This window comes from Diplocloster modestus, assembly GCF_019042245.1.
In the GTDB taxonomy this organism is placed as follows: domain Bacteria; phylum Bacillota; class Clostridia; order Lachnospirales; family Lachnospiraceae; genus Diplocloster; species Diplocloster modestus.
On the sequence record NZ_JAHQCX010000017.1, the window covers coordinates 99,201 to 121,771 of the forward strand.

The 22,571-nt window shown below is 48.7% G+C and carries 16 protein-coding genes; 1 reads left to right on the forward strand and 15 read right to left on the reverse strand.

Annotation, left to right across the window (positions count from 1 at the left end):
• Positions 1–2: 2 nt before the first annotated feature.
• Positions 3–2,642: a DNA mismatch repair protein MutS gene (gene mutS, locus KTH90_RS19840; protein ID WP_158354881.1), complete on the reverse strand. Its 2,640-nt coding sequence runs from the start codon at positions 2,640–2,642 to the stop codon at positions 3–5.
• 222 nt (positions 2,643–2,864) lie between these two features.
• Positions 2,865–5,129 carry an EAL domain-containing protein gene (locus tag KTH90_RS19845; RefSeq protein WP_238727311.1) on the reverse strand — a complete coding sequence of 755 codons (2,265 nt, stop codon included), beginning with the start codon at positions 5,127–5,129 and terminating at the stop codon, positions 2,865–2,867.
• Between the two features lie 154 nt (positions 5,130–5,283).
• On the opposite strand from KTH90_RS19845, the gene KTH90_RS19850 reads away from it, so the two are divergent.
• On the forward strand, positions 5,284–6,753 hold the full coding sequence (locus KTH90_RS19850) for a GntR family transcriptional regulator (protein ID WP_158354877.1): 1,470 nt from the start codon (positions 5,284–5,286) through the stop codon (positions 6,751–6,753).
• A 75-nt stretch (positions 6,754–6,828) separates the two neighbouring features.
• Here the strand turns inward: KTH90_RS19850 and KTH90_RS19855 are convergent, their stop codons facing one another.
• The 13 genes from KTH90_RS19855 to KTH90_RS19915 form a co-directional block, all read right to left on the reverse strand.
• Positions 6,829–8,037 (reverse strand): NADP-dependent isocitrate dehydrogenase, encoded by a 1,209-nt coding sequence (locus KTH90_RS19855; RefSeq protein WP_158354875.1) that lies wholly within the window; start codon positions 8,035–8,037, stop codon positions 6,829–6,831.
• A gap of 65 nt (positions 8,038–8,102) precedes the next feature.
• Complete coding sequence (locus tag KTH90_RS19860) at positions 8,103–8,786, reverse strand: GntR family transcriptional regulator (protein ID WP_158354873.1); 684 nt, start codon at positions 8,784–8,786, stop codon at positions 8,103–8,105.
• An 18-nt stretch (positions 8,787–8,804) separates the two neighbouring features.
• Positions 8,805–10,193: a beta/alpha barrel domain-containing protein gene (locus KTH90_RS19865; RefSeq protein WP_158354871.1), complete on the reverse strand. Its 1,389-nt coding sequence runs from the start codon at positions 10,191–10,193 to the stop codon at positions 8,805–8,807.
• Between the two features lie 253 nt (positions 10,194–10,446).
• Positions 10,447–10,968, reverse strand: a complete 522-nt coding sequence (locus tag KTH90_RS19870; RefSeq protein WP_158354869.1) for a DUF1653 domain-containing protein — start codon at positions 10,966–10,968, stop codon at positions 10,447–10,449.
• 232 nt (positions 10,969–11,200) lie between these two features.
• Positions 11,201–11,944 carry a glutamine amidotransferase gene (locus KTH90_RS19875; protein WP_158354867.1) on the reverse strand — a complete coding sequence of 248 codons (744 nt, stop codon included), beginning with the start codon at positions 11,942–11,944 and terminating at the stop codon, positions 11,201–11,203.
• 183 nt (positions 11,945–12,127) lie between these two features.
• Entirely contained in the window at positions 12,128–13,408 is a 1,281-nt protein-coding gene (locus KTH90_RS19880) for an ArgE/DapE family deacylase (protein WP_238727312.1), read from the reverse strand.
• 12 nt (positions 13,409–13,420) lie between these two features.
• The gene (locus tag KTH90_RS19885) at positions 13,421–14,365 is read right to left on the reverse strand and encodes an ABC transporter permease (RefSeq protein ID WP_238727313.1); all 945 of its coding nucleotides are present in this window, start codon (positions 14,363–14,365) and stop codon (positions 13,421–13,423) included.
• Complete coding sequence (locus KTH90_RS19890) at positions 14,358–15,857, reverse strand: sugar ABC transporter ATP-binding protein (RefSeq protein WP_158354861.1); 1,500 nt, start codon at positions 15,855–15,857, stop codon at positions 14,358–14,360. The genes KTH90_RS19885 and KTH90_RS19890 overlap by 8 nt, the downstream gene beginning before the upstream one ends.
• A gap of 74 nt (positions 15,858–15,931) precedes the next feature.
• Complete coding sequence (locus KTH90_RS19895; RefSeq protein ID WP_158354859.1) at positions 15,932–16,957, reverse strand: substrate-binding domain-containing protein; 1,026 nt, start codon at positions 16,955–16,957, stop codon at positions 15,932–15,934.
• A gap of 47 nt (positions 16,958–17,004) precedes the next feature.
• On the reverse strand, positions 17,005–18,123 hold the full coding sequence (locus tag KTH90_RS19900; RefSeq protein WP_238727314.1) for a M28 family metallopeptidase: 1,119 nt from the start codon (positions 18,121–18,123) through the stop codon (positions 17,005–17,007).
• A 410-nt stretch (positions 18,124–18,533) separates the two neighbouring features.
• Positions 18,534–19,535: a LacI family DNA-binding transcriptional regulator gene (locus tag KTH90_RS19905; RefSeq protein ID WP_158354855.1), complete on the reverse strand. Its 1,002-nt coding sequence runs from the start codon at positions 19,533–19,535 to the stop codon at positions 18,534–18,536.
• Between the two features lie 111 nt (positions 19,536–19,646).
• On the reverse strand, positions 19,647–20,696 hold the full coding sequence (locus KTH90_RS19910) for a LacI family DNA-binding transcriptional regulator (protein WP_238727315.1): 1,050 nt from the start codon (positions 20,694–20,696) through the stop codon (positions 19,647–19,649).
• A 28-nt stretch (positions 20,697–20,724) separates the two neighbouring features.
• On the reverse strand, positions 20,725–21,909 hold the full coding sequence (locus KTH90_RS19915) for a M24 family metallopeptidase (protein WP_238727316.1): 1,185 nt from the start codon (positions 21,907–21,909) through the stop codon (positions 20,725–20,727).
• Positions 21,910–22,571 lie beyond the last annotated feature (662 nt).

Consider the following 22,571-nt stretch of genomic DNA (forward strand, 5'->3'; position numbering starts at 1 on the left):
TCCTACCACCGGTTTTTAATCTTGTTCTGCAGGCGGTAAATGGTATTTAACGCGTCAATCGGTGTCAGAGTGCTGATATCGATATCCCTTAATTCCAATATAATGTCATCATCCCGGACCGTGTCGAACAGGGACATCTGTTCCACGTCCATAGAATGGAGGGATTCCGTAAGAAATCCATTGGAACCGGCCGCGATATCTCTGGCCTTTGCCGTAATATCAGCGTCGCTTAACTCCTCCACCAGTTCTTTTGCCCGGTCGATGACCAGATCCGGCACACCGGCCAGCTTGGCCACCTGGATCCCGTAGCTCTTATCCGCACCGCCCTTGACGATTTTCCGCAGGAATACGATGTCATCCCCCTTTTCTTTTACCGCGATACAATAATTGTTCACATTGTTCAGTTTTCCCTCCAGCTCCGTCAGCTCATGATAATGAGTGGCAAACAGCGTCTTTGCCCCCAGAAGCTTCGGATTGCTTATGTATTCCACTACGGCCCACGCAATACTCAGTCCGTCAAACGTACTGGTTCCCCTTCCGATCTCGTCCAGGATCAGAAGGCTGTCCGAAGTGGCGTTTCTCAAAATGTTGGCAACCTCCGTCATCTCCACCATGAAAGTACTCTGCCCGGATGCCAGATCATCGGAAGCGCCGACCCGGGTAAAGATCCGATCCACGATCCCGATATTAGCACTTTTGGCCGGAACGAAGCTGCCGATCTGGGCCATCAGCACGATCAGCGCCGCCTGCCGCATATAGGTGGATTTTCCAGCCATGTTCGGCCCCGTAATAATGGAAATTCTCTTATCCCTGTGATCCAGATAGGTATCGTTTGGAATGAACATATCATTGGCAATCATCCGCTCCACAACCGGATGTCTGCCGTCCTTGATATCAATGATCCCCTTCTGATTAATCTTCGGACGGACATAGTTATTCCGCTCTGCTACCAGCGCCAGAGAGGCAAACACGTCGGTCTTCGCAACCGCCCGGGCTGTGGTCTGGATCCGCACGACCTCTTCCGCGATCCTGTCCCGGACCTGGCAGAACAGGTTGTATTCCAGCACCGTAAGCTTATCCTCCGCTCCCAGAATCATATCCTCCAGCTCTTTTAATTCAGGAGTAATGTAGCGCTCGGCATTTGCCATCGTCTGCTTGCGCACAAAATAATCCGGCACCATATCCTTATAGGAATTTGTAACCTCCAAATAATAGCCGAATACCTTATTAAACTTTATTTTCAGATTTTTAATGCCGGACTTTTCCTTTTCCCTGGCTTCCAGATCGGCCAGCCAGTTCTTCCCTTCGGTCTTGGCGTGCCTTAACTTGTCCACCTCTTCATGGTAGCCGTCCCGGATGATTCCGCCCTCCCGGATCGTGATCGGAGGCTCCTCCTGGATCGATGTTTTCACCAGTTCATACAGGTCGCTTAACTCATCAATTTCCTCATAGATCTCCTGCAGCAGCGGCGCCTGCAGATTCTTTAACAGGAACTTAATATGCGGCAGCATATACAAAGAACCGGCAAAGGCATTCAGATCCCTGGGGCCGGCAGTTTTATAGCTGATCTTGCTGATCAGCCGTTCCAGGTCATAGACGGGATTCAGATACTCCCTTATCTCCTCCCTGGTAATCGCGTTCCGGTTCAGTTCTTCGATCGCAGACAGTCTTTTTTCGATCTCTTTTTCATTGATCAAAGGCTGTTCTATATAGCTGCGCAGCATACGGGCCCCCATGGCAGTTTTCGTTTTATCCAGCACCCACAGCAGCGAACCTTTTTTTTGCTTTTCCCGCATCGTTTCCACCAGTTCCAGATTTCTCCTGGTGGAGCTGTCGATCACCATAAATTTCCCAGTGGCATAGGGAGTCAGGGTGGTCATATGCTGGAGCGGCGTCTTCTGTGTCTCATAGAGATACTGCAGCATGGCCCCTGCGGCGATGATACCACAGTCATAGTCCTTTAGTCCCAATCCATCCAGGCTGCCCACCTGGAAATGCTCCTTGAGCACCCGGATACATTTCTCGTCGTCAAAATACCAGGCGTCCTGGGAATAAATTGTGATGCCCAGCCTGCTCTGCAGATCTTCAAGATCCATCCCGCTGACGTAAAAAGAGTCGTTGCAGATAATCTCTGAAGGCATATATTTATGGATCTCATCAATCAGTTTCCGGTCTGTATCCAGTTCAGTCACCAGGAACTCCCCGGTGGTAATATCGGAAACCGAAACCCCGTATTTCTCATCCAGATAAACGATGCACATCAGATAATTATTCTTCGACTCATCCAAAGTCTGCGTATTAAAATTCGTTCCCGGCGTCACAATGCGGACCACTTCCCGTTTCACCAGGCCCTTGGCCATCTTAGGGTCCTCGACCTGCTCGCAGATCGCCACCTTGTATCCTTTTTTCACCAGTTTCGTCAGATACCCCTCCACCGCGTGGTAGGGAATCCCACACATGGGCGCCCGTTCCTCAAGGCCGCAGTCCTTTCCCGTAAGGGTGATCTCCAGCTCCCGGGAAGCCGTCAGCGCATCCTCAAAGAACATCTCATAGAAATCGCCCAATCTATAAAACAAAATACAATCATGGTACTCTTCCTTCGTCTTTACATACTGCTGCATCATCGGTGTTAATTCTGCCATCTGTGAAACCTTCCTTATCTTCGCGTATTATCCGTTTTATTATAGCACCTGAATTCCCGGAACACAACAACCTGATTTCAAGGAAAATCCCACCACTAGATGTTGGGTTGCCGAGGGTTACTCTGAATCCAATTGAAAAACGGGATGATTCCGTACCTGAGGCGTCGGTGCCGCGCCTGAGGCTTCCGGAATCAGTCCCGGTTTTTCCAGCAGATGGATATGTTAGAATAGGCGGCTTTCTGCCCATTGCTCAAACTCAGGGATGGGCAGGGGCTTTGAATACAGGTAGCCCTGGATCAGATCGCAGTGCAATCCTTTTAGGCAGTCGAGTTGTTCTTGTGTCTCGATCCCTTCTGCGACTGTTTTTATGTTCAGATTTTTGGTCAGTTCCATGATGCACGCCAGAATATGCTGGCTTTTGGGGTTTGTGATGTCCTGGGCAAATTTGCGGTCCAGCTTGATCGTATCGATATCAAACTCTTTTAGCAGGCCGAGAGAAGAATAACCGGTACCGAAATCGTCCAGGGAACATAAAAACCCGAGTTGATGCATGGTCTTGATATTTCCTTTTACGATTTCGATTCTCCTGTCGTCAAAGAAAACAGATTCGGTCAGTTCCAGCTCAATCACTCCATCCGGCACCAGATATTTTCGGGCGATTTCGGACAGGTGGGGCAGCAGATCCGGATTCTTGAAATGCTGGCGGGACAGATTGACGGATATCGGGATAACCGGCTGCTTATTTTTGATCCATCGTGCGATCAGGGCGCATACTTCCTCGAACATATAATTGTCCAGACAGCAGATATTACCGTTTCTTTCGAAAAGAGGGATAAACTCCGAGGGATAGATCATTCCCCGTTTCGGGTGCTGCCAGCGTACTAATGCCTCGGCCCCCATTATGCGGCCGCTGTACGGACATACCTTGGGCTGAAGATACACCTGAAAATCGTGATTCTGTATGGAATTTCTGAACAGGTCGCTTAACTCATGCTCCTTTTGCAGCTGCCTGGTAATTGCAGAATCATAGTAAGTCACTGTCTGCTGTGATTGGTATCGCTGGGTGCGGCAGGCAGTCTTTGCGCGGTCCTGGATAAGCATAATATCCATGGATGGCTGTTCCACCAGATAAGCTCCCTGGGAAATGGTTAAAAAATATGGTTCCTCTCTGTTTTTGTTAAAGGAGTTCACATCTTCCAGTATCCGTTCCATTCTGGATTGGATACGGTTCCTGTCCGATTCTTTCAGACACAGGAAAAAATTATCGGCTTCTCCCCGGGCACAAAGCTCATCCGCCTTAAGATTTCTCTTCAGCACTTCTCCCACATAGCGCAAGGTGGCGTCCCCCGAGGGGCTTCCAAAATTTTCATTGATCAATTTGAAATCTTTTATATTCAGTGAAATCACGGTGTAGGTACCTGGGGAAGCCTTCTGCAGCATTTCCTTGCATCGCAGTTGAAAAGCTGCATTACTCATACCGCCGGTTATGGCATCTTCAAAAGCGATCCGCTCCAGCACTTTTCTGTGACTTCGGAACGTATTGGTTACGATCAGCAGGGACAGCGCAAATACTATAATGATCCCTGCAGTGATCAGAAAGGTTCTAGTCACATACCGATCCGTGTCACCAGTAATCAGATCCGCTGGAACCAGTGTCAGCAATATCCAGCCATAGGGTTCCAGTTCGTCATAGGAAAGAACCAGTTCTGAGCCGTTAATGGATGTAAAGGTAAAGACCCCTCCCTGATGGTTCCGCATATTATCCCGCATCTGATATATGGATTGAAGTTCCCGCTGCCGGGGTTTCGTTTCTTGTGTAAAAATGTTATCCAGCCTTAAAAAAGGATCCAGGTCCGTGGGTGAAATGATGACCTTTCCCTCGCTGTCTGAGATACAGGTCAGGCCCTTCCCGTCAAAGCTGTGGGGCTGGATTAGTTTCTGCATATTGGATTTGCTTCGTATCCCGGACAGGACCCCCACCACCTGTCCGTCCTTATAGAACGGAACAGAATAGAGGATGCTCTGCCCGTCCAGGAATGAAACCCCATTTTCACCGTTTAAAGCGTCCTGTACCCCGGGAAGCTCGTAAAGATTTTCTACGCTGTTTCCGGTCGAATAGCTTTTTCCCAAACAAGAACTTATCATCAGGGAATCAAATTCCAATATGTCGGCCTTCCGCAATAAAAATTCTTTTAACCCTTCTACATCCTGACCATCGTAGATTTTCAGCACGCTGTCTTCCAGAGACATCATATCCTGGGTGATTTTCTTCAGCCTTCCCTCAATATCACTGGCTAATTGAAGGGATACATCTTTTACATATCTCTGTGTCTTATGTGAAATAATGTAATGAAGTTCAGCCGCATTCCAGACCGTAATGACAGACATGGCAAGAATGATCACGGTCAAAGCTATGACTGGTATTGTTATGGTAAGCGATATTTTTCTCTGATACTTACCCACGGTCAGTATTTTTATTTTTTTCATAACTGCTCCTGAATGACAATTTTCGATCTTGTTTATTTTTCGTTTTTTTAATATTATTTTAACAAAACAAAAACCGACACACAAGATAGTATTTGGGTACGTAAGCATATAGCTTATTGCCATTTTTTATGATATAATACCTGGAGGGATCGGGATGAATAATAAAAGAACATTATTTGACTATCTATATCAAAATTTGCGAAAGCAGATTATAAGCGGCCAATTTGATTATGGCAGTTCTCTGCCGTCCATGAGCCAGATCTGCGAGATTTACCATGTAGGGATACGCACGGTCAAAGATGTACTGCGCGCGCTGAAAGAGGAAGGACTTATCCGTACACAGGAGCGGAAACCGGCGGTTGTAATTTACCGTTGGCCCGGTAACGGTACAGCGCCCTCTTCCGTCCCGTATATCTTAAAATGCCGTTCTGCCATTGCAGACGCATATAGGACGTTAGAAATAATCATGCCCATTCTGTTATCTTTCTCCGTTTCTGTCTGTGATGTGCGGAGCATGGAACATTACGCTAATGCACTGGCATATACCCAAAAAATTAACTCAAAAAATAACTGGCGCACCATTAATTTCCTTCTGCATGATGTATTACAAGCGTCTGGTAATTCACTGTTCAACGAATTGTATTCGAGTCTGCAGGTTCATGCTCACGCACCGTTTTTTGTGGAATACAGCTCACCTGCCGGCCTGTCGAATTTGCAGAATGTCCGCAGGTATATAGCCATCATAATCCAGGCTCTGGAAAAAAACACACCCCAGGATGCCAAACGCTGTTTCCAGGACATTTATCATGATATCACCGTCTATATCCTTTGCCTGCTTGATGCGTTCGCATTGAGTTATCCAAACGTGAAGGAGGATCCCAATGCCTCCTATGTCTGGCATGCAGAGCGGGGCCGGGATCATTATTATACCCAGATCGCCAGGGATCTCATCAATAAAATAGGAACCGGACTCTATCCATCCGGTTCCTATCTCCCGCCGGAAGCCAAACTGGCAGGACAATACGGCGTATCCGTATCCACGATTCGAAAAGCGCTTTCCCTGATAAATCAACTGGGCTTTGGTCAAACCTTAAATGCCAAAGGGACTCTGGTTATCATGCAGGATGACCAGGCCACCTTTCATTGCATGAAGGACAAAACTTTCCAGCATGATACGCTGCTTTATCTGAGCGGCCTGCAGCTCATGGCTCTGCTGATCGGGCCTGCCGCGCTGCGCGTTTTCGACCGGATCACACCTGAGGATCTAAACGCCCTGCAATCACACTTTGAGAAACCAGCGGCGATACCATTAAATGATCTTCTCTTCTGCATTCTGAATTATTTAGATTTACAGCCCTACCGGATTATTTTGGAGGAGGTTAGCAAATTGCTGTTATGGGGTTACTATTTCTCTTTTTACAGCGGCGAAATCAATAGTAAAAACCAGCTAAGCCTACTCAGTCTGAAAGCTTTTCATTGTCTTCAGGCCGGGGATGCCGGAAGCTTCGCCTCCGGACTCTCCGCCTGCTACTGCCATATCCTGACGGTGGTCCGTAATTTTTTAATCAAATACGGGCTGCCGGAAGCCGTGTCGATCCGGACGCCGCCGGTTTTTACCCCGTAATCCATACAGGCACTAAATGCTCATAGCGATAATAGCGATAAAAATGCAGCAATGATTTTTTCTTACAGCATTTTTTTACAGCATTTCTTCCAAAGTCGCTCTCACCGCTTTGATGAATCCTTCACTGCTCAATACCGTCGGATTCTGGATGGTTGTGATCAAGGCCAGATCTTTCGTCATCCTGCCGTCCTCAATGGTCTTGATACAGGCCTTCTCAAGCCGGTTGGCGAATTCGGATAACGCGGCGTTCTGATCCAGCTCCCCGCGTTTGCGCAGGGCCCCGGTCCAGGCGAAGATCGTGGCCACAGAGTTGGTGGAAGTCTCCTCTCCCTTCAGATGCTTGTAATAATGTCTCTGAACCGTTCCGTGAGCCGCCTCATATTCAAAATATCCGTCCGGAGAAACAAGTACGGAGGTCATCATAGCCAGAGATCCGAACGCGGAGGAGATCATATCACTCATCACATCCCCGTCATAGTTCTTGCAGGCCCAGATGTAACCGCCTTCCGACTTCATCACACGGGCTACCGCATCGTCGATCAGCGTATAGAAATATTCAATACCGGCGGCATCGAATCTTTCCTTGTATTCCTTATCAAAGATCTCCTGGAAAATATCTTTGAAGGTATGATCGTATTTTTTGGAAATCGTATCTTTGGTGGCAAACCACAGGGTCTGCTTGGTATCCAGCGCATAGGTAAAGCAGCTTCTGGCAAAGCTTTCGATGGACTTGTTCAGATTATGCATTCCCTGGATGATTCCAGGACCGTCAAATGCATGAATCAATTCCCGTGTCTCGGTTCCATCTGCTGCCGTGTATACTAACTCTGCCTTGCCCGCTGCCGGAATCTTCATTTCCGTAGCCTTATAGACGTCGCCGTAGGCATGTCTGGCAATGGTGATGGGTTTTTTCCAATTCTTCACACAGGGCTCGATGCCTTTTACCACGATGGGGGCACGGAAAACAGTGCCGTCCAGGATCGCGCGGATCGTGCCGTTGGGGCTCTTCCACATCTCTTTTAAGCTGTATTCTCCCATTCTGGCCGCGTTGGGCGTGATGGTGGCACATTTGACCGCCACGCCGTACTTCTTGGTGGCCTCAGCGGAATCAAAGGTTACCTGGTCATCGGTCTCATTTCTGTGTTCCAGACCGAGATCATAATATTCCGTGTTCAGTTCAAGGAACGGGAGTAATAACTCGTCTTTGATCATCTGCCACAGAATCCTGGTCATTTCGTCTCCGTCCATCTCAACCAACGGGGTCGTCATTTTGATTTTTTCCATTACTCATCCTCCTAGTTATTGTAGCCTTTATTCTCCTGGGAGTGCCGTATTGTTTCTGCCCTTCCTCAGCCGAGAATATTTTCCAGACCGTATTTACTGATATTTTCCATCGTGTTCATGATATGTTCGTTAGCCAGATTCTCCGCCTGCTCTTCATCCCTTTCGCGGATCGCCTCCACGATTTTACGGTGCTCCTCGTTGGACTTAAGCGCCCGTTCCGGGGTTGCAATGGATATCTTACGTACACGCTGGACATAATGATGAAAATCCGAAAGGACATGATCCAGGATCTTACTGCCCGATGCATCATACAACAGCTGATGGAACCGGTTATCCAGTTCCAGTACCTGATCATAATGTTCTTTTTCCGCGTGAAATTCCGACAGATAGATATTTTCTTCCAGCTCGCAAAGCTGCTGTTCGGTGATGAATTCCGTGGCCCACTTGGCGCACAGTCCTTCCAGATACGAGCGGATTACATAGATATCCTTCACATCCTTGATGGTGATTCCGGTCACATAGGCCCCCTTGTTGGGGATCAGATTGACCAGGCCCTCAAGCTCCAGCTGCCGGATCGCCTCCCTGACCGGGGTTCTGCTGACTCCCAGCTCTGTAGCGATGGCTACCTCCCGAAGCTCCTCGTTCTGCTTGTACTTTCCGCTTAAGATATCTTCGCGAAGCTTATGGAACACTCTGCCACGGAGTGAAAATTTATCCGTCACTTCTTTTTGCACATCGTAATCACTCAATTCGGATCCTCCTATCGATTATAAAACAATCCCCAGCTCTTTACAAGCATTTGTGATAACAACCACCAGTTCATTGTCGGTGATCACGGTGACACGGCCGGCATCATACTCGGCATCCACCCAGTCTTTTACCTTCATTACAAGCTCGGAGTTCTTATCCACCTGCCGCTGGTCTTTTAATTTATAATATGTATTGATCCAGTGGGCGATCCCGGCCAGGCCGGATGTATTGGATACCGCTACCAAGGCCGGACGGTTCAGAAATTTTCCGGTATCGAAGATGTTGTATATCTCTTCATTCTTCAGCAGGCCGTCCGCATGGATGCCTGCCCTGGTCACGTTAAAGTTCCGGCCTACAAAGGGGGTCCGGGACGGAATGTGATAATCGATTTCCTTTTCGAAATATTCCGCCATCTCCGTAATTACGGTAGTATCCATACCATCCAGGGTACCGCGCAGCTGTGCGTATTCAAAGATCATCGCCTCTAACGGTGTATTCCCGGTGCGCTCTCCGATCCCGAACAGGGAACAGTTTACTCCGCTGGCCCCATAGAGCCAGGCCGTAGTGGAGTTGGAAACCGCTTTATAGAAATCGTTGTGCCCATGCCATTCGATCAGTTCCGAAGGTACGCCCGCATGGGTGGTAAGCCCGTAGATAATTCCCTGTACTGACCGAGGGATTACGGCACCGGCGTAATTTACCCCGTATCCCATGGTGTCACAGGCCCTTACCTTGATCGGTATCTGATATTCCTCCATCAGTTTCATCAGCTCCACACAGAACGGAATGACAAAACCGAAGATGTCGGACCGGGTAATATCCTCCAGATGGCATCTGGGGCTGATCCCGGTCTCCAGGCACTCCCTGACAATACTCAGATAATGTTCCATCGCCTGTTTTCTGGTCATTTTCATCTTATAGAAAATATGATAGTCGGAACAGCTGACCAGGATACCCGTTTCCTTCATGCCAATCTCTTTTACCAGTTCAAAGTCTTTTTTATTGGCCCTGATCCAGCTGGTGACCTCCGGGAACCGGTAGCCTCTCTCCATACATTTGTAGACCGCATCCCGGTCTTTCTTACTGTACAGGAAGAACTCGCACTGGCGGATGATTCCGTTTGGACCGCCCAGCTTATGAAAATAATCATATATCTTCACGATCTGTTCCGTGGAATAAGGCGCTCTGGACTGCTGCCCGTCCCGGAATGTGGTGTCTGTGATCCAGATCTGCTCCGGCATGTTGTGCGGCACGATCCGGTCGTTGAACGCGATCTTCGGGATCTCATCGTAGGGAAATAAATTTCGGAATACGTTTGGCCTGTCTACGTCCACCAATGGGTAGATATGCTCTTCCAATTGAAGCAAATTTGTGTGCTCATTCATTTTAACCGGTCTGTTGTCCATAATCGCCACACTCCTATTTCTCTTTTTTCTGGACTTTACTATTTTTTCCATTATTTAGGTATCATTGTATACAATAATACTCTCTGTGTCAAGCGTAATCTCATTTCCAGTCCAAATCTCATATCCGGTCCAGGCTTTTACAAACTGGAATGCAAGGATGCTGACTAAATCAGCTGTGTCCATGGATCTTTCTGTGGAATCAAAATGCGGCAGTAGAGTAAATCTACTGCCGCACCCGTTTCTGAATACAAATTCATCTTCTGGCACTCTCGTATTTGATATAGGTAAGCAGGCAATTCTGCAATTCCTTATATTTCTGCTGAACATCTTTCCCGCTTAAAGTAAGATCCATAGACATCGCCAGATCATCCATTAATTTATCGTCTATCTCCCTGCGGATTTTCTGGAGGATATCCAGTTTCTCCTGATTGGTGGAAGCATCCAGAAATTCCAGTAGCCTGGGATTCACTGTCCCCTCCTCCAAGCCGTCCGGATCGATCTCTTCTGGTTGGGCGATTCCATCCTGTATACGCTTACTTTCTATTGTCTCCTCACGACTGGAAACATCTCTGCATTTTTTTGGACGCACACGGTTCGTCTCTCTCCCAAAACGCTCCAACGGTTCCACATAAACCGGGAACTCCCCGCTTAGAGCCTGGTAAACCACTTTGCATTCCCCGTCATCCATATCCTGTGCCACTGTGATAATCTGATATAATTGATCCGGATCGCGCCTGTAAAACTCTCCCGGTACTGGCTGCTGTTTATCCATCATACCCGTCTCCTTTCGATGCTGCCGCTTTATTTATAGTAGATCTACAGATATACATTTACAGATATCAATATACATAAGCACTATTTTAGTTGATTCCGGTTGAATTTGCAATACTGTCAAAAATAAACAAACCGGAGCCAGCGGCTGTAAAACCGCATACCCCGGCCTGTTTATTTATTTTATTATCAGAATACCAATTTTTTCCAGCCGTTCAAGATGCCTGCCGTTTCTCTTATTCTCCAACAGCCCAGGTTAAAACTCTTCTCCAAAGTTCCTTGTTCAAATCACTTTCGCAGAATGCAGCCGGCATCCAGTGCGGTGCGCAGTCACTGGCCCAGGCGAAGGTCCTGCCGTTCCCATAGGTTCCAAGCGCCAGGATCGGATCCCCTTCATACTGCGCGATTACCCTGGCTCCATCCTTGGCGCTCAGTTTATTATATCCTAAAAGATACGGCCATGGGGAAGGCAGTCCATCAGCCAGCGGGTCCTGGCAGGCTGTCACTGTTATTCCCTCGGGATGCTCTCTGCGGTCATCTGTCTGCATCATAGTTACTGGCAGAATCTCCTCGATAACCGTACCGTGATACCGGCCCTTCCCCTCGATTCCCATGAAGGTCATGTAACCGCCGATCATTCCGAACGCACCGCCCTGCTCCACATATTCCGCGATCGCCTTCAGTTTGTCAGGCGTCCGGATACTGCGCTGAAAGGTGTCCGGGTGCAGGAGAAAAGAATTGGCTCCCACATCACTGACCAGCACAGCATCGTATTCCTTCAGTTTTTCCGCAGAATCCGGAAACTCTGTGGCTACCAGATGGGCCGGAATATGCGTGATATCCGCATATTCTTCCATATAAGCGCGTACGCGGCCGATCTCTGTCTCATATCCCCCTATGGTAAACTGATCAAAACCTTTTGTTTCCGTCGTGGTAAAAAACCAGGATTCGCCCGCAAATAAAACGTTGAATTTTCTCATACCATTCTCCTGTAAATTTTATGTACTGTGTAAAGTTGGCTAATGCTTCTCTTTCTGAATAGCTCCGCAGCTTACAGGTATATCCCCGGATGTGGGCCTGTCCGAGGCAACTTCCGGGGACAGGCACCTTTCTCCATGAGCTGCATACCTGCCTGCTTTACCGCCGAAAGAAGCCAGTCCCCTCTATCTCAGGCCGGTCCAGTTTATAATCATCTTCGCATAGGACTCGATGGCTTTAAAAAACTGGTCTTTCGTCAGATATTCATTTACCACATGGGCGTTCTGGCAGGTCCCGGGGCCATATACGACCGTAGGAACCTTAGCGATATTGGTAAAGTGTCTGGCGTCGCAGCCCGCGGACATTCCCGCGATCACTCTTCTGCCCGTCACATCCATAGCCACATCCGCCAGTGTCTGTACCAGAGGGTCATTGGCGTCTGTCTCAAAGGGGGCGCAGTCCTGGAACCAGTGGAAGCGGACCGGATGATCCTTCAGCCATTCGTCGCCGTTTGCCATGGCATTTACATAATCTTCCACTTCTTTCACCACTTCATCTTTGTCTACCAGAAACCGGTTGCCCAGTTTATCCAGCTCCGATGGATAGTACTCAATTTCGAATTTCATCAGGCAGCTTTCCGCTACGGTGGAGGCCGCTATCCCGCCCTGAATATAACCAAAGTTGATCGTTGGAGGATCCAGCAGGGGATGCCGCTTGGTGGTCAGCCATTTTAATTCCAGTTCCCGCATACAGTTCATGACCTTGACCATCTTGTCGATCGCGCTTTGTCCAAATCCCCTTAAACTGGCATGGATCGGCAGGCCGTCGATCTCCACCTCGCCAAGCCAGGCACCCCGGTTCACCGGGAATACTTCCAGATTCGTTCCTTCTGCGATGATCACGCCGTCGGCCCGGTATCCCATATCCACGCAGGAGAGAGAACCATTTCCTCCGCCTTCCTCATCTACCACGCTCTGGATCATGATATCGCCTCGCGGCCGAAATCCCGTGGAAAGCACCAGTTCCAGTGCCAGTATCGCAGCGGAAAGGCCGCCTTTCATGTCGTCTGTGCCCAGTCCGTACAGTTTTCCGTCTTCCTCCGTCATCTCCCACGGATTATATTTCCAGCGTTTCAGCTCTCCGGAAGGCATCGTATCGATATGGCCGTTTAAGATCAGGGACCTGCCGCCGCCGGTTCCTTTGTAAGTACCGACTACGTTCGGCCTGTTTTTATACTGATGCCCGCGGTTATATCCGGGATGTTTACTCATGCGCTCATTATCCGGCTCGAACATATCCACTTCACAGCCCAGATTCTTCAGGTACTCCGCCAGGAACTCCTGCGCCTTAGCTTCCTGTCCGTCTTCTCCGTGGCGGATGACGGAAGTATCCATTCCTATAAGTTTTCTCAAGAATTCCAGATAATCTTCCTGCTTTTCCTGTATGCTATTTTTAATCTCGTCCATATTCCCCTCCAGTTAATCGCTCTTCAGTCTGTCCAGTCCGACTGCCACGATGATGATTGTCCCCTGCATGATCAGCTGCCAGTTGGTCGAAATATTCAGCAGGTTCATGCCGTTTGCTATAATTCCCATAATCAGGGCTCCCAGGAATGTTCCCCAGAGACGTCCTTTTCCTCCGGAAGTACTGGTACCGCCGATTACACATGCAGCTATGGCATCCAATTCCAGTCCGTTTCCTGCCCCCGGCTGTCCGGAGAACACGCGTGAAGCCAGGACAACCCCTGCGATTCCTGCGGTCAGTCCGCTGATGGTATGGATCAACACCTTATTTCTGGACACCGGGATACCCGATAACCTGGCTGCTTCGATGTTTCCGCCGATCGCATAGATGCTGCGGCCGAATTTCGTGTATTTTAACACGATGTAGCCGATCACATAACAGACCACCATGATGATGACCGGGATCGGGATCGGTCCTAAATATCCCCTCCCCAGGACCTTAAAAGCAGCGGGCAGACCGGTGATCGGATAGGAATTCGTGATGACCAGCACGACTCCTCTGGCGATATTGAGCATACCCATAGTCACAATAAAGGACGGTATCTTCGCGAATGTGTGTATGGCCCCATTTAAGAATCCACAGAACACGCTGGCAAGAAGCGCCAGGAATATACAGATTCCCATATTCCATCCGGATTTCAGGGTGAAAGCTACGATAATACCGGATAATGCCGCCAGGGAACCCACGCTTAGGTCGATCTCCGCGGATATCAGGACATAGGACATCCCGATGCCCAGAATGGCCACGATCGTCACCTGCCGCATAATGTTCAGCAGGTTTTCCGCTGACAGGAACACCGGTTTGATGATCGCCAGTATCACGATCAGCACAAGTAAAATCAAGACGATGGCCAGATCATTCCAGTTAATCCTTTTCTTTGTTTCTACTTTTTCATTCATTCTGGTTCCCCCCGGTTGCATAATGCATTATCTTTTCCTGTGTTAACTCTTCTTTCATCAGTACGCCTGCAATCTTTCCTTCAAACATGACATTTACTCTGTCGCAAAGTCCGATAATTTCCTGCATCTCGGATGAGATCAGAATAATCGATTTTCCCTGAGCGGCCAGATCCGTGATCATATTGTAAATCTCCATCTTCGCGTTGACATCGATACCGCGGGTGGGTTCATCCAGTATGATGATCTCTGGTCCGCAGTTCAGCCATTTGGCCAGAACCACCTTCTGCTGGTTTCCGCCGCTTAGATACTTCGCTGTCTGGGTCTCAGACGGAGTCTTGATCATCAGCTCCTTAATATACCGCCGGCACAGTTCTTTCGCCCGTTTGGCGGAGAAGAAGCCTTTGACCATGGCGTTCTCCGGTTTCGCCATCACGACATTGTCCACAACGGACAGTTCGGTGACCAGGCCTTCCCCTTTCCGGTCTTCCGGCAGGAATCCCAGTCCATTGTGGATCGCGTCTTTCGGGGAATGGATCGATGCCTTCTTTCCGTTTATCATCACGGTCCCCTTCGCCTTCTTATCCGACCCAAACACCGCTTTTAAAGTCTCGCTTCTTCCGGCTCCCACCAGTCCTGCGAATCCCAACACTTCCCCTTTGCGCAGGTCAAAAGAGATTCCCCGGACTTCCTTGTCATTATGCAGGTCCTGTACCTGCATAATGACATCGCCGATTTTATTTTTCTTTTCCGGAAACACCTGGGACATCGGCCTTCCGACCATGTACTCGATAATCTTATCCAGATTCACATCCTGAATACTGCCGCTGCTGATAAAAGTTCCATCCCGCATAACCGTATAGGAATCGCATATTTCAAATACTTCCTCCATCCGGTGGCTGATATAGATCATCGTGATTCCCTGCTCCTTCAGATTCCCGATGACCTGGAACAGCTTTCGGGTTTCCCCTTCCGTCAGGGCGGAGGTGGGTTCGTCCATGATCACGATTCTGGCATTCAGCGAGATCGCCTTGGCAATTTCAATCATCTGCCTTTGGGCTACACTTAACGTTGAGATCAATACTTTGGGCGAAATGTTCATGTCGATCCTTTTCAAGACCTCAATGGCGTCCTTATTCATTTTTTTCCAATCCAGGAATCCCGCCTTTTTCGGCTGCCGTTCCAGAAAAATATTTTCCGCGACCGACATCTCCGGTATCAGGTTCAGCTCCTGGTATATGATGGATATTCCAAGCTTTTCCGAATCTTTTGTGTGACGGATGTTCACTTCCCGGCCGTCGATCAGGATTCTGCCCGTGTCCTTGCTGTATGCCCCTGAGAGAATCTTCATCAGCGTTGATTTTCCCGCGCCGTTTTCACCCAGCAGTGCATGGACCTCACCTTTTTTCACGCCAAAGCTAACCTCTTTTAACGCCTGTACGCCTACAAAAGATTTACTGATGCCTAGAAACTCCAATATGTATCCGCTGTCCATAAGCCTTCGTCCCTCTTTTTAAATTCCTGTTTTTAGCTGCGTTCTTTTCCATGACTTCCCGTATCAGATCTCTTCTACTGCAGATCCGATGCGTAGAAGATCTTATCCTTCGTGTACACGCCGACCTCTACCGTAGTATCCGCTTCCAGAGTTTCTCCGGCCAGTACTTTATCTACGCATTCTACCGCTGTCTCCGCCAGCTTGCTGGGGAACTGCATAATACTTCCCTTATAGCATCCGCCTTCTGCGATCACGTTCTGTTCCTCCGCCGAAGCGTCGAAGCCGATCACTGCGATCTCATCTTCCCTGCCCGCAGCCTGGATCGCATCATAAGAACCCAATCCGCCGTCCGCGCTGTAAGAAAATACAAGATCTACCTTATCGTTGGCCGTCAATACATCTTCCATAACGCTCATAAAGGATTCTCTGGAATCGGCGCCCTGTTCTGCCACGATATTCGCTTTCGGACATTCCTTCGACAGGATATCTTTAAAACCGTCGATTCGTTCTACCGCAGCGATGGACATCGGGTTGCTTAAGAATACAATATTCGGAGTCTCATTTCCTTCCAGTACGTTCTGGAGTGCCCATTTTGCCGCCAGCTGTCCGCCCAGGAAGTTATCAGAACCGATGTAGGTCTCGAATTTTCCGCCGCTTGGCCTGTAATCCACTGTGATAACCGGAATCCCTTTTTCTTCACAGGTGTCCAGTGCCGGAATGATCCCATTGCCGTCCACGCAGGTCAGGATAATGGCGTCCACTCCCTGGGCGCAGAAATTCTCAATGGCGTCGATCTGATTCTGCAGATCCATATTCGGATCGTTAAATACGATTTCATATTTGTCCTTAGCGGCCTCTTCGATGCCCGCTTTGATGTCCTGGAAGAATTCATACTGGAGGGTCATCAGGCTGACACCCAGTAACTTTTTCTCTCCGTTTGCGTCTTTGGAATCAGCAGGGGCTTCCTTCTGGTCATCTGCCGCAGGTGCTGCCGACTCTTTAGGCTGTGCCGCCGCAGGCTCCCCTTCTTCTTTTCCTGAACATCCGATCATACCAAGTACCATTGCTCCACAAAGTAAAACTGCCAGTAACTTTTTCATAGAAATACCTCCTGTTTTAGCTATTCATGTTTTAGCTATTCCTGTTTTTACTGTTCCCCAATCTTCTCAATAAACCCAAGGTGTTCCATCAATCCCAGCGTCAGTCTGACGATTTTAGCCATATTCGTCAGCTTGCTCTCTTCGTACACATCCTCCGGCGTATGCAGAATACCCTGATCATTAAAAGTGAGCATGCACACCGGAATCCCCTTCTCATAGTATGGCGCGTGATCGCTCCCAGGTGGAGGAGGGCAGATATAAACCGGTGTAAACTCCTCCCTGCTTTCATCCAGGTAAGCCCTTATCTTTCTCTCAAAGTTCTCCGGTCCGCTCCACACTTCCAGAACATTCTCTCTTCCCACGCCGTCCAGATTGATAACCGCTGCGGTCTTCTCCTGATCCCTGGCGCATCTGGCTCTGGCGCCTCTTAAATCGAACTCCTCCCCGTCCGTCAAAAGAATCTCCACCTTTTTCTTCAGACGGTAAGCCTTAAGCCTCCTGGCTGTCTGAAGCACCGCCGCGGTGCCTGCCGCGTTATCATATGCGCCCGAAGTATTATAGACCGTGTCAAAGTGGGCGCACAGCACCACCTTCTCATCCGCGTCTCCCAGACTTCCCACCACGTCATAGCACCGGCTGTCAGGCATCATCTTAGCCTGTACAAATCCCCCGATCCGCGCACCGCTTTCGACTGCCTCCAAAATCCTGTTTTCCTCCTCTTCTCCCACCATAAAATGCGGAAGTTCACTTGTTCCCGTGAACAGCATCTGAGGGATCGCACCGCCTCCTTTTCTGATCGTCACATACGCCTTTATTTCCCCTTCCGGTTCCACCACCGCGTATCTGTCCCAGACATACATGTTCCAAACCCTGTGATATCCGGCAAACCGGAGCCTTCCCCCGAATCCTTCTGACGCCCCGCTGCCCAAAAACGGATAAGCCTTTAATTCTCCGCCTTCCGAATCCAAAAAACCAAGCCTCCAGTCACCAACCTCCCAAGCCGGAATCTCATAGACATCCTGCTTAGCATCCGGACAGATCCTGCCAAGCCTCTCCACCAGGATATCCGCCGCCCGGATCAGATTCGCCGACCCAAAAGGCTTACACCCGATGTCAATCAGTTCTTTCCACTCTTCCTTCATCTCTTCAAAACCGGAATCAACCATCTTTTTCCTACCCCCTTCCAGGCTCATCCAATACAAATACTGCTCTTCCCCAACAACCAAAGCTGCAACCCTTAATCGTCATCGGCCACTATAGATTTCCCAATATAACCGAAGCTGCAAACCGCGCTGGGTTCCTGTGACCGGCCGGGTTCCGGGATATGGATTGGCCCATGAGGGGCTTGGGGGGAGAGATTTCTCCTGTTTCAAAATGCATGGCCGAATAGCGGAGGGAGACTCAAGTGAGTATGGAGGCTCACACGCCGACATACTCGCTGCTTTCAGAGGCTCCCGCAGCTGTCCATGAGGCTGCATTTTGAAACAGGAGAAATCTCTCCCCCCCAAGCCCCTCATGGGCCAATCCATATCCCGGAACCCGGCCGGTCACAGGAACTCACCACCCCCCACCACCCTCAGGTAGAAGACCGCACGATCAGCTTTGATTTCATAACGACAGATTGCCCCACATAGTTGGCGTCGTCTTTATCCGCGATTCTGCGCAGAAGCAGCTGTGCTGCCGTCCTGGCCAGCTCCAGTACCGGCTGGCGCACTGTGGTCAGCGACGGGGTCACCATCTTCGCCACCATAATATCGTCGTAACCCACCAGTGCCACGTCCTGGGGGACCTTATAATTATGCTCGATCAGATACCGGAGCGCCCCCATTGCCATATAGTCGTTGGCACAAAATACTGCTGTGGGCGGTTCCTGCAGTTCCATCAGCTGCTTCATCCCCGCATATCCGCTATCCAGCTTATAATTTCCCTGCACCACATAGTCGGATGGAACCTGTATCCCGTGTTCCCTCAAACATTCCTGATAGGAATCATACCGTTCCATAGCCATGGCCGATATCACCGGGCCCTGAATATGAGCGATCCTCGCATGTCCTTTCTGGATCAGGTGGCGTACCGCCTCGTAGGCGCCTACCCGGTTGTCTATTTTTACAGAATCCAGATTGGTATTTCCGGCATCCCGCTCCAACAATACCATCGGGATATCGGACTGAAGCTTTTCGATATGGGAACTGGGCATGTTCATACCGATCAGGATCACCCCGTCGATCTGTCTTTTTTCCAGCATTTTCAGGCATTCCAGTTCCATCTGAATATTGTTATCCGAATTGCAGATCAGCAGGTTGTAACCGGAGTTCTTCAGTTCCGTCTCAACCCCCCGCATCATCTCCAGGAAAAATAGATTACTCATATCGTTTACCACCAAACCGATCACATTGGTGGACTTCTGTTTTAAACTGCGGGCGATACTGTTGGGCTGGTATTCCAGCTGCCTGATCGCCGATTCGATCCGTTCCTTCGTCTCATCTGTCATATGACCGGCATTCTGTCCGTTCAGATATCTGGATACGGATGTTTTTGAGACATTGGCCAGTCTGGCCACATCCAGGATGGTTGTCATATACAAATCCTCCTTAAAGTTCCCATTAGGAAACCGTTCCCCTAAATGTTTCGAAAATGGTTCCCCTTGATTTCGGGGAACTATTTTCTGTTGCTATGAGCACTTAGCGTACTATTTTTTCTGGCAGGAATTCCGTTCAATCAGTTTCACTTCAATTTTCATTTTCAGGTTTCTTCCCTGCTCTTCTTCCATCTTATCAATCAGGCGGCCCACAGCCAGATCTGCCAGGTCGGTCCACGGAACACTCATGGTGGTCAATTCCGGTGTAACCAGGTTGGCGACGACGATATTGTCAAATCCGACCACCGATACTTCGCCGGGCACATCGATTTTTAACTGCTGGAGGCATTTGATCGTCTCCACAGCCAATGTGTCACTCTCCGTAAAGAAAGCGGTCGGCAGCTTCGAAAGCCGGCCCAGCGCTTCCATCAGATACGGTTCGATCTCCTGTCCGTTATTATCCACACGGATCATATAGGCCTTCTCAGGTTCGATTCCATTTTCCCGCAGCGTCGCCTCATAGCCGGCCTGCCGTTCCTTAAAATTCTCGCTGTCCACAGTGGAACAGATATAGCCGATCTTCGTATGGCCCAATCCGATCAGGTAGCGTACCGCTTCACAGGCCCCGGCAAAATTATCAAAAGAAATACAATCTACACTGATGTCACGAAAATAGCGGTCGATGGCCACCACCGGTACCGGTACATCGCAGATCGCCTTCATTTCCTGGGAGGTCAGATCGGTAGCCAGTACGATGATGCCGCGGATCCGGTAGGTCTCTATAATTTCTTTTAACTTTTCCTGAAAGCCCGCCTGAATCTGGACAGATTTAAAAAATAAGTAATGATGGTATTCATTGATACTCTTTTCAATTTCCTTCATAATCTCGTAAAAGGATAGAGAGACATTCCAGCTGTCCTCTTCCCCAAGATTGGAAACCGGGCACAGGAGCATGATCAGTTTGGATTCCATCAATGACCCGTCACTTTCCATGCCGCCGGTTTTCATCAGTGCATTGGTGGTATAGCCTTCCTCTTTTACAATATCCAGGATTTTCTTCCTGGTCTCATCGCTGATCCCGGCTTTCCCATTCAATGCAAAAGACACCGCCGTCGTAGATACCCCTGCTTTCTTCGCGATATCTTTAATTTTCAGTTTCATGAAAAATCTCCTGTCTATCTGATAATTTCTATAGTGATTCCTTTCTGTAATGCACATCGCAGGAACACAGAGCCTCGCACCCGTCTTCGGTCACCAGATAGCCATTTTCCAGTCTCATTCCACCCCAGTCATTCAGGAACATGGGAATATCAATGGAGAACACCATGTTCTTCTGAAGGGTCAGATCCAGTTTGGAGGACAGGATCGGCGGTTCGAATTCAATTGTACCGGTGCTGTGGATACCGGTATAAGCGAAATGGCTTCCCATCCCGGCCTCCTCTATGTATTTTCTGGAAATCGCATCCATCTCCCGCGCCGACACACCCGGACGGAGCATCTTCCTGGTTTCTTCCTGTGCATACATGACTAATTCTATATAGCGCTTCACATCATCCGCCGGTGTCCCAAGTACAAAGGGGCGGCCAATCGCGCCGTGATAACCTTCATATCTGGGGGCGATCGTGGCAACCACCAGATCTCCCTTTTCAATCTTACGGAAAGTAGTTCTGGACAGGATCGGTGATGTGTTCTCCCGGCCGGAATTGATCATCATGGAGATCCCCATTCCTTCCGCGCCCATCTTCCGCATCACATATTCCGCCTCAGCGGCGATCTCCCGTTCCGTGATTCCTTCCCGGATGCTTTCATATACTTTCTGCATCCCCGCCTCAGCGATCTGATAGGCATAACGGATCACTTCGATCTCATTTTCCGTCTTCACGGCCCGCAGCATGGACATGGATGAATCCATATCCATCATATGTTCTTCTCCAAACTGGCCGATCAGGGTATGATACAAGTCATAGGGAACAGCCGATTTGCCGGCGATCCCCACATTCGTAATCTTTCTCCCGGAGCTTTCCTCCAGTTCCCGGATCACAACTTCCAAACTGGTAACCTCACAGTACGGGTACTCTTCATCCGGATGCAGAAATTCCCAAATCGCTTTCACATTTTTGCATTTGGAAGACAGAAGTGCGAACTCCACCGACTCGGCACCGGTTATAATGCAGGGTTCCCCCACGGCCGGCACCAGCACAAAAGCCGCCTCAAATTGGGGTTCATAATCCACCAGCCATCTGGAATAAGCCTGTCCATAAACATAACGGTCATCCGCGTAAGCTGCCACCAGATCCACCTTCTGCTCTTCCATCAACGCCTGAACCTTTTTCCATCTGTCTGCAAATTCCTGCTCTCTGATTACCGGTCTCATCCTTCTATTCTCCTTTTTCATCCATGTGCTAACGCGTTTTCTAAATTTCTTTAGTTTAATTTTAGCATCATTTTAGAAAAAGTCAAGTAGAAAACTAAAATATTTTTGTAAATGCCCCATTTAATTTTGAATTCTTCGATCATTCTTTTGATTGATTCGCCATATTTTTTTGTATTTTTGCTATTTCATCAACACAATGCACAATTCAAGCCTTTCAATCCGGTCCACGATCTAAACTCAAAATAAATATTCTTATTTTATATAGCTAAAATATTTTAGTTATTTTGTTTCCTATTACCCTAAAATCCACCTTATCTACGGTAACCGATTCCCGACTTCAGATCATCCATATTCTATGGGAAATCCGCTCCATGCAGCCCACATTCCAAACACCCCTTCAAGTTTACACCCCCTTCCGGCCGTATCTTTTCTTCCGCTCAATCCTAACACCTGATGTTCTTCAAAAGCTTCTGCCCGTCCATAAGTCATCCATGAAGTCATGCCCCCATTTTAAGCAAGGCCATATCTCTATTTTAAGCGATTCCTCCGTAATTGGCAAATATTCGTTTTCATACTTAATTTACTCCTGAAATGAAAAAGTAAATTCCACTCTCTTTTCTTGCGGTAGCATTTACTTCTGTACAGTTGATATTTACTCTTTC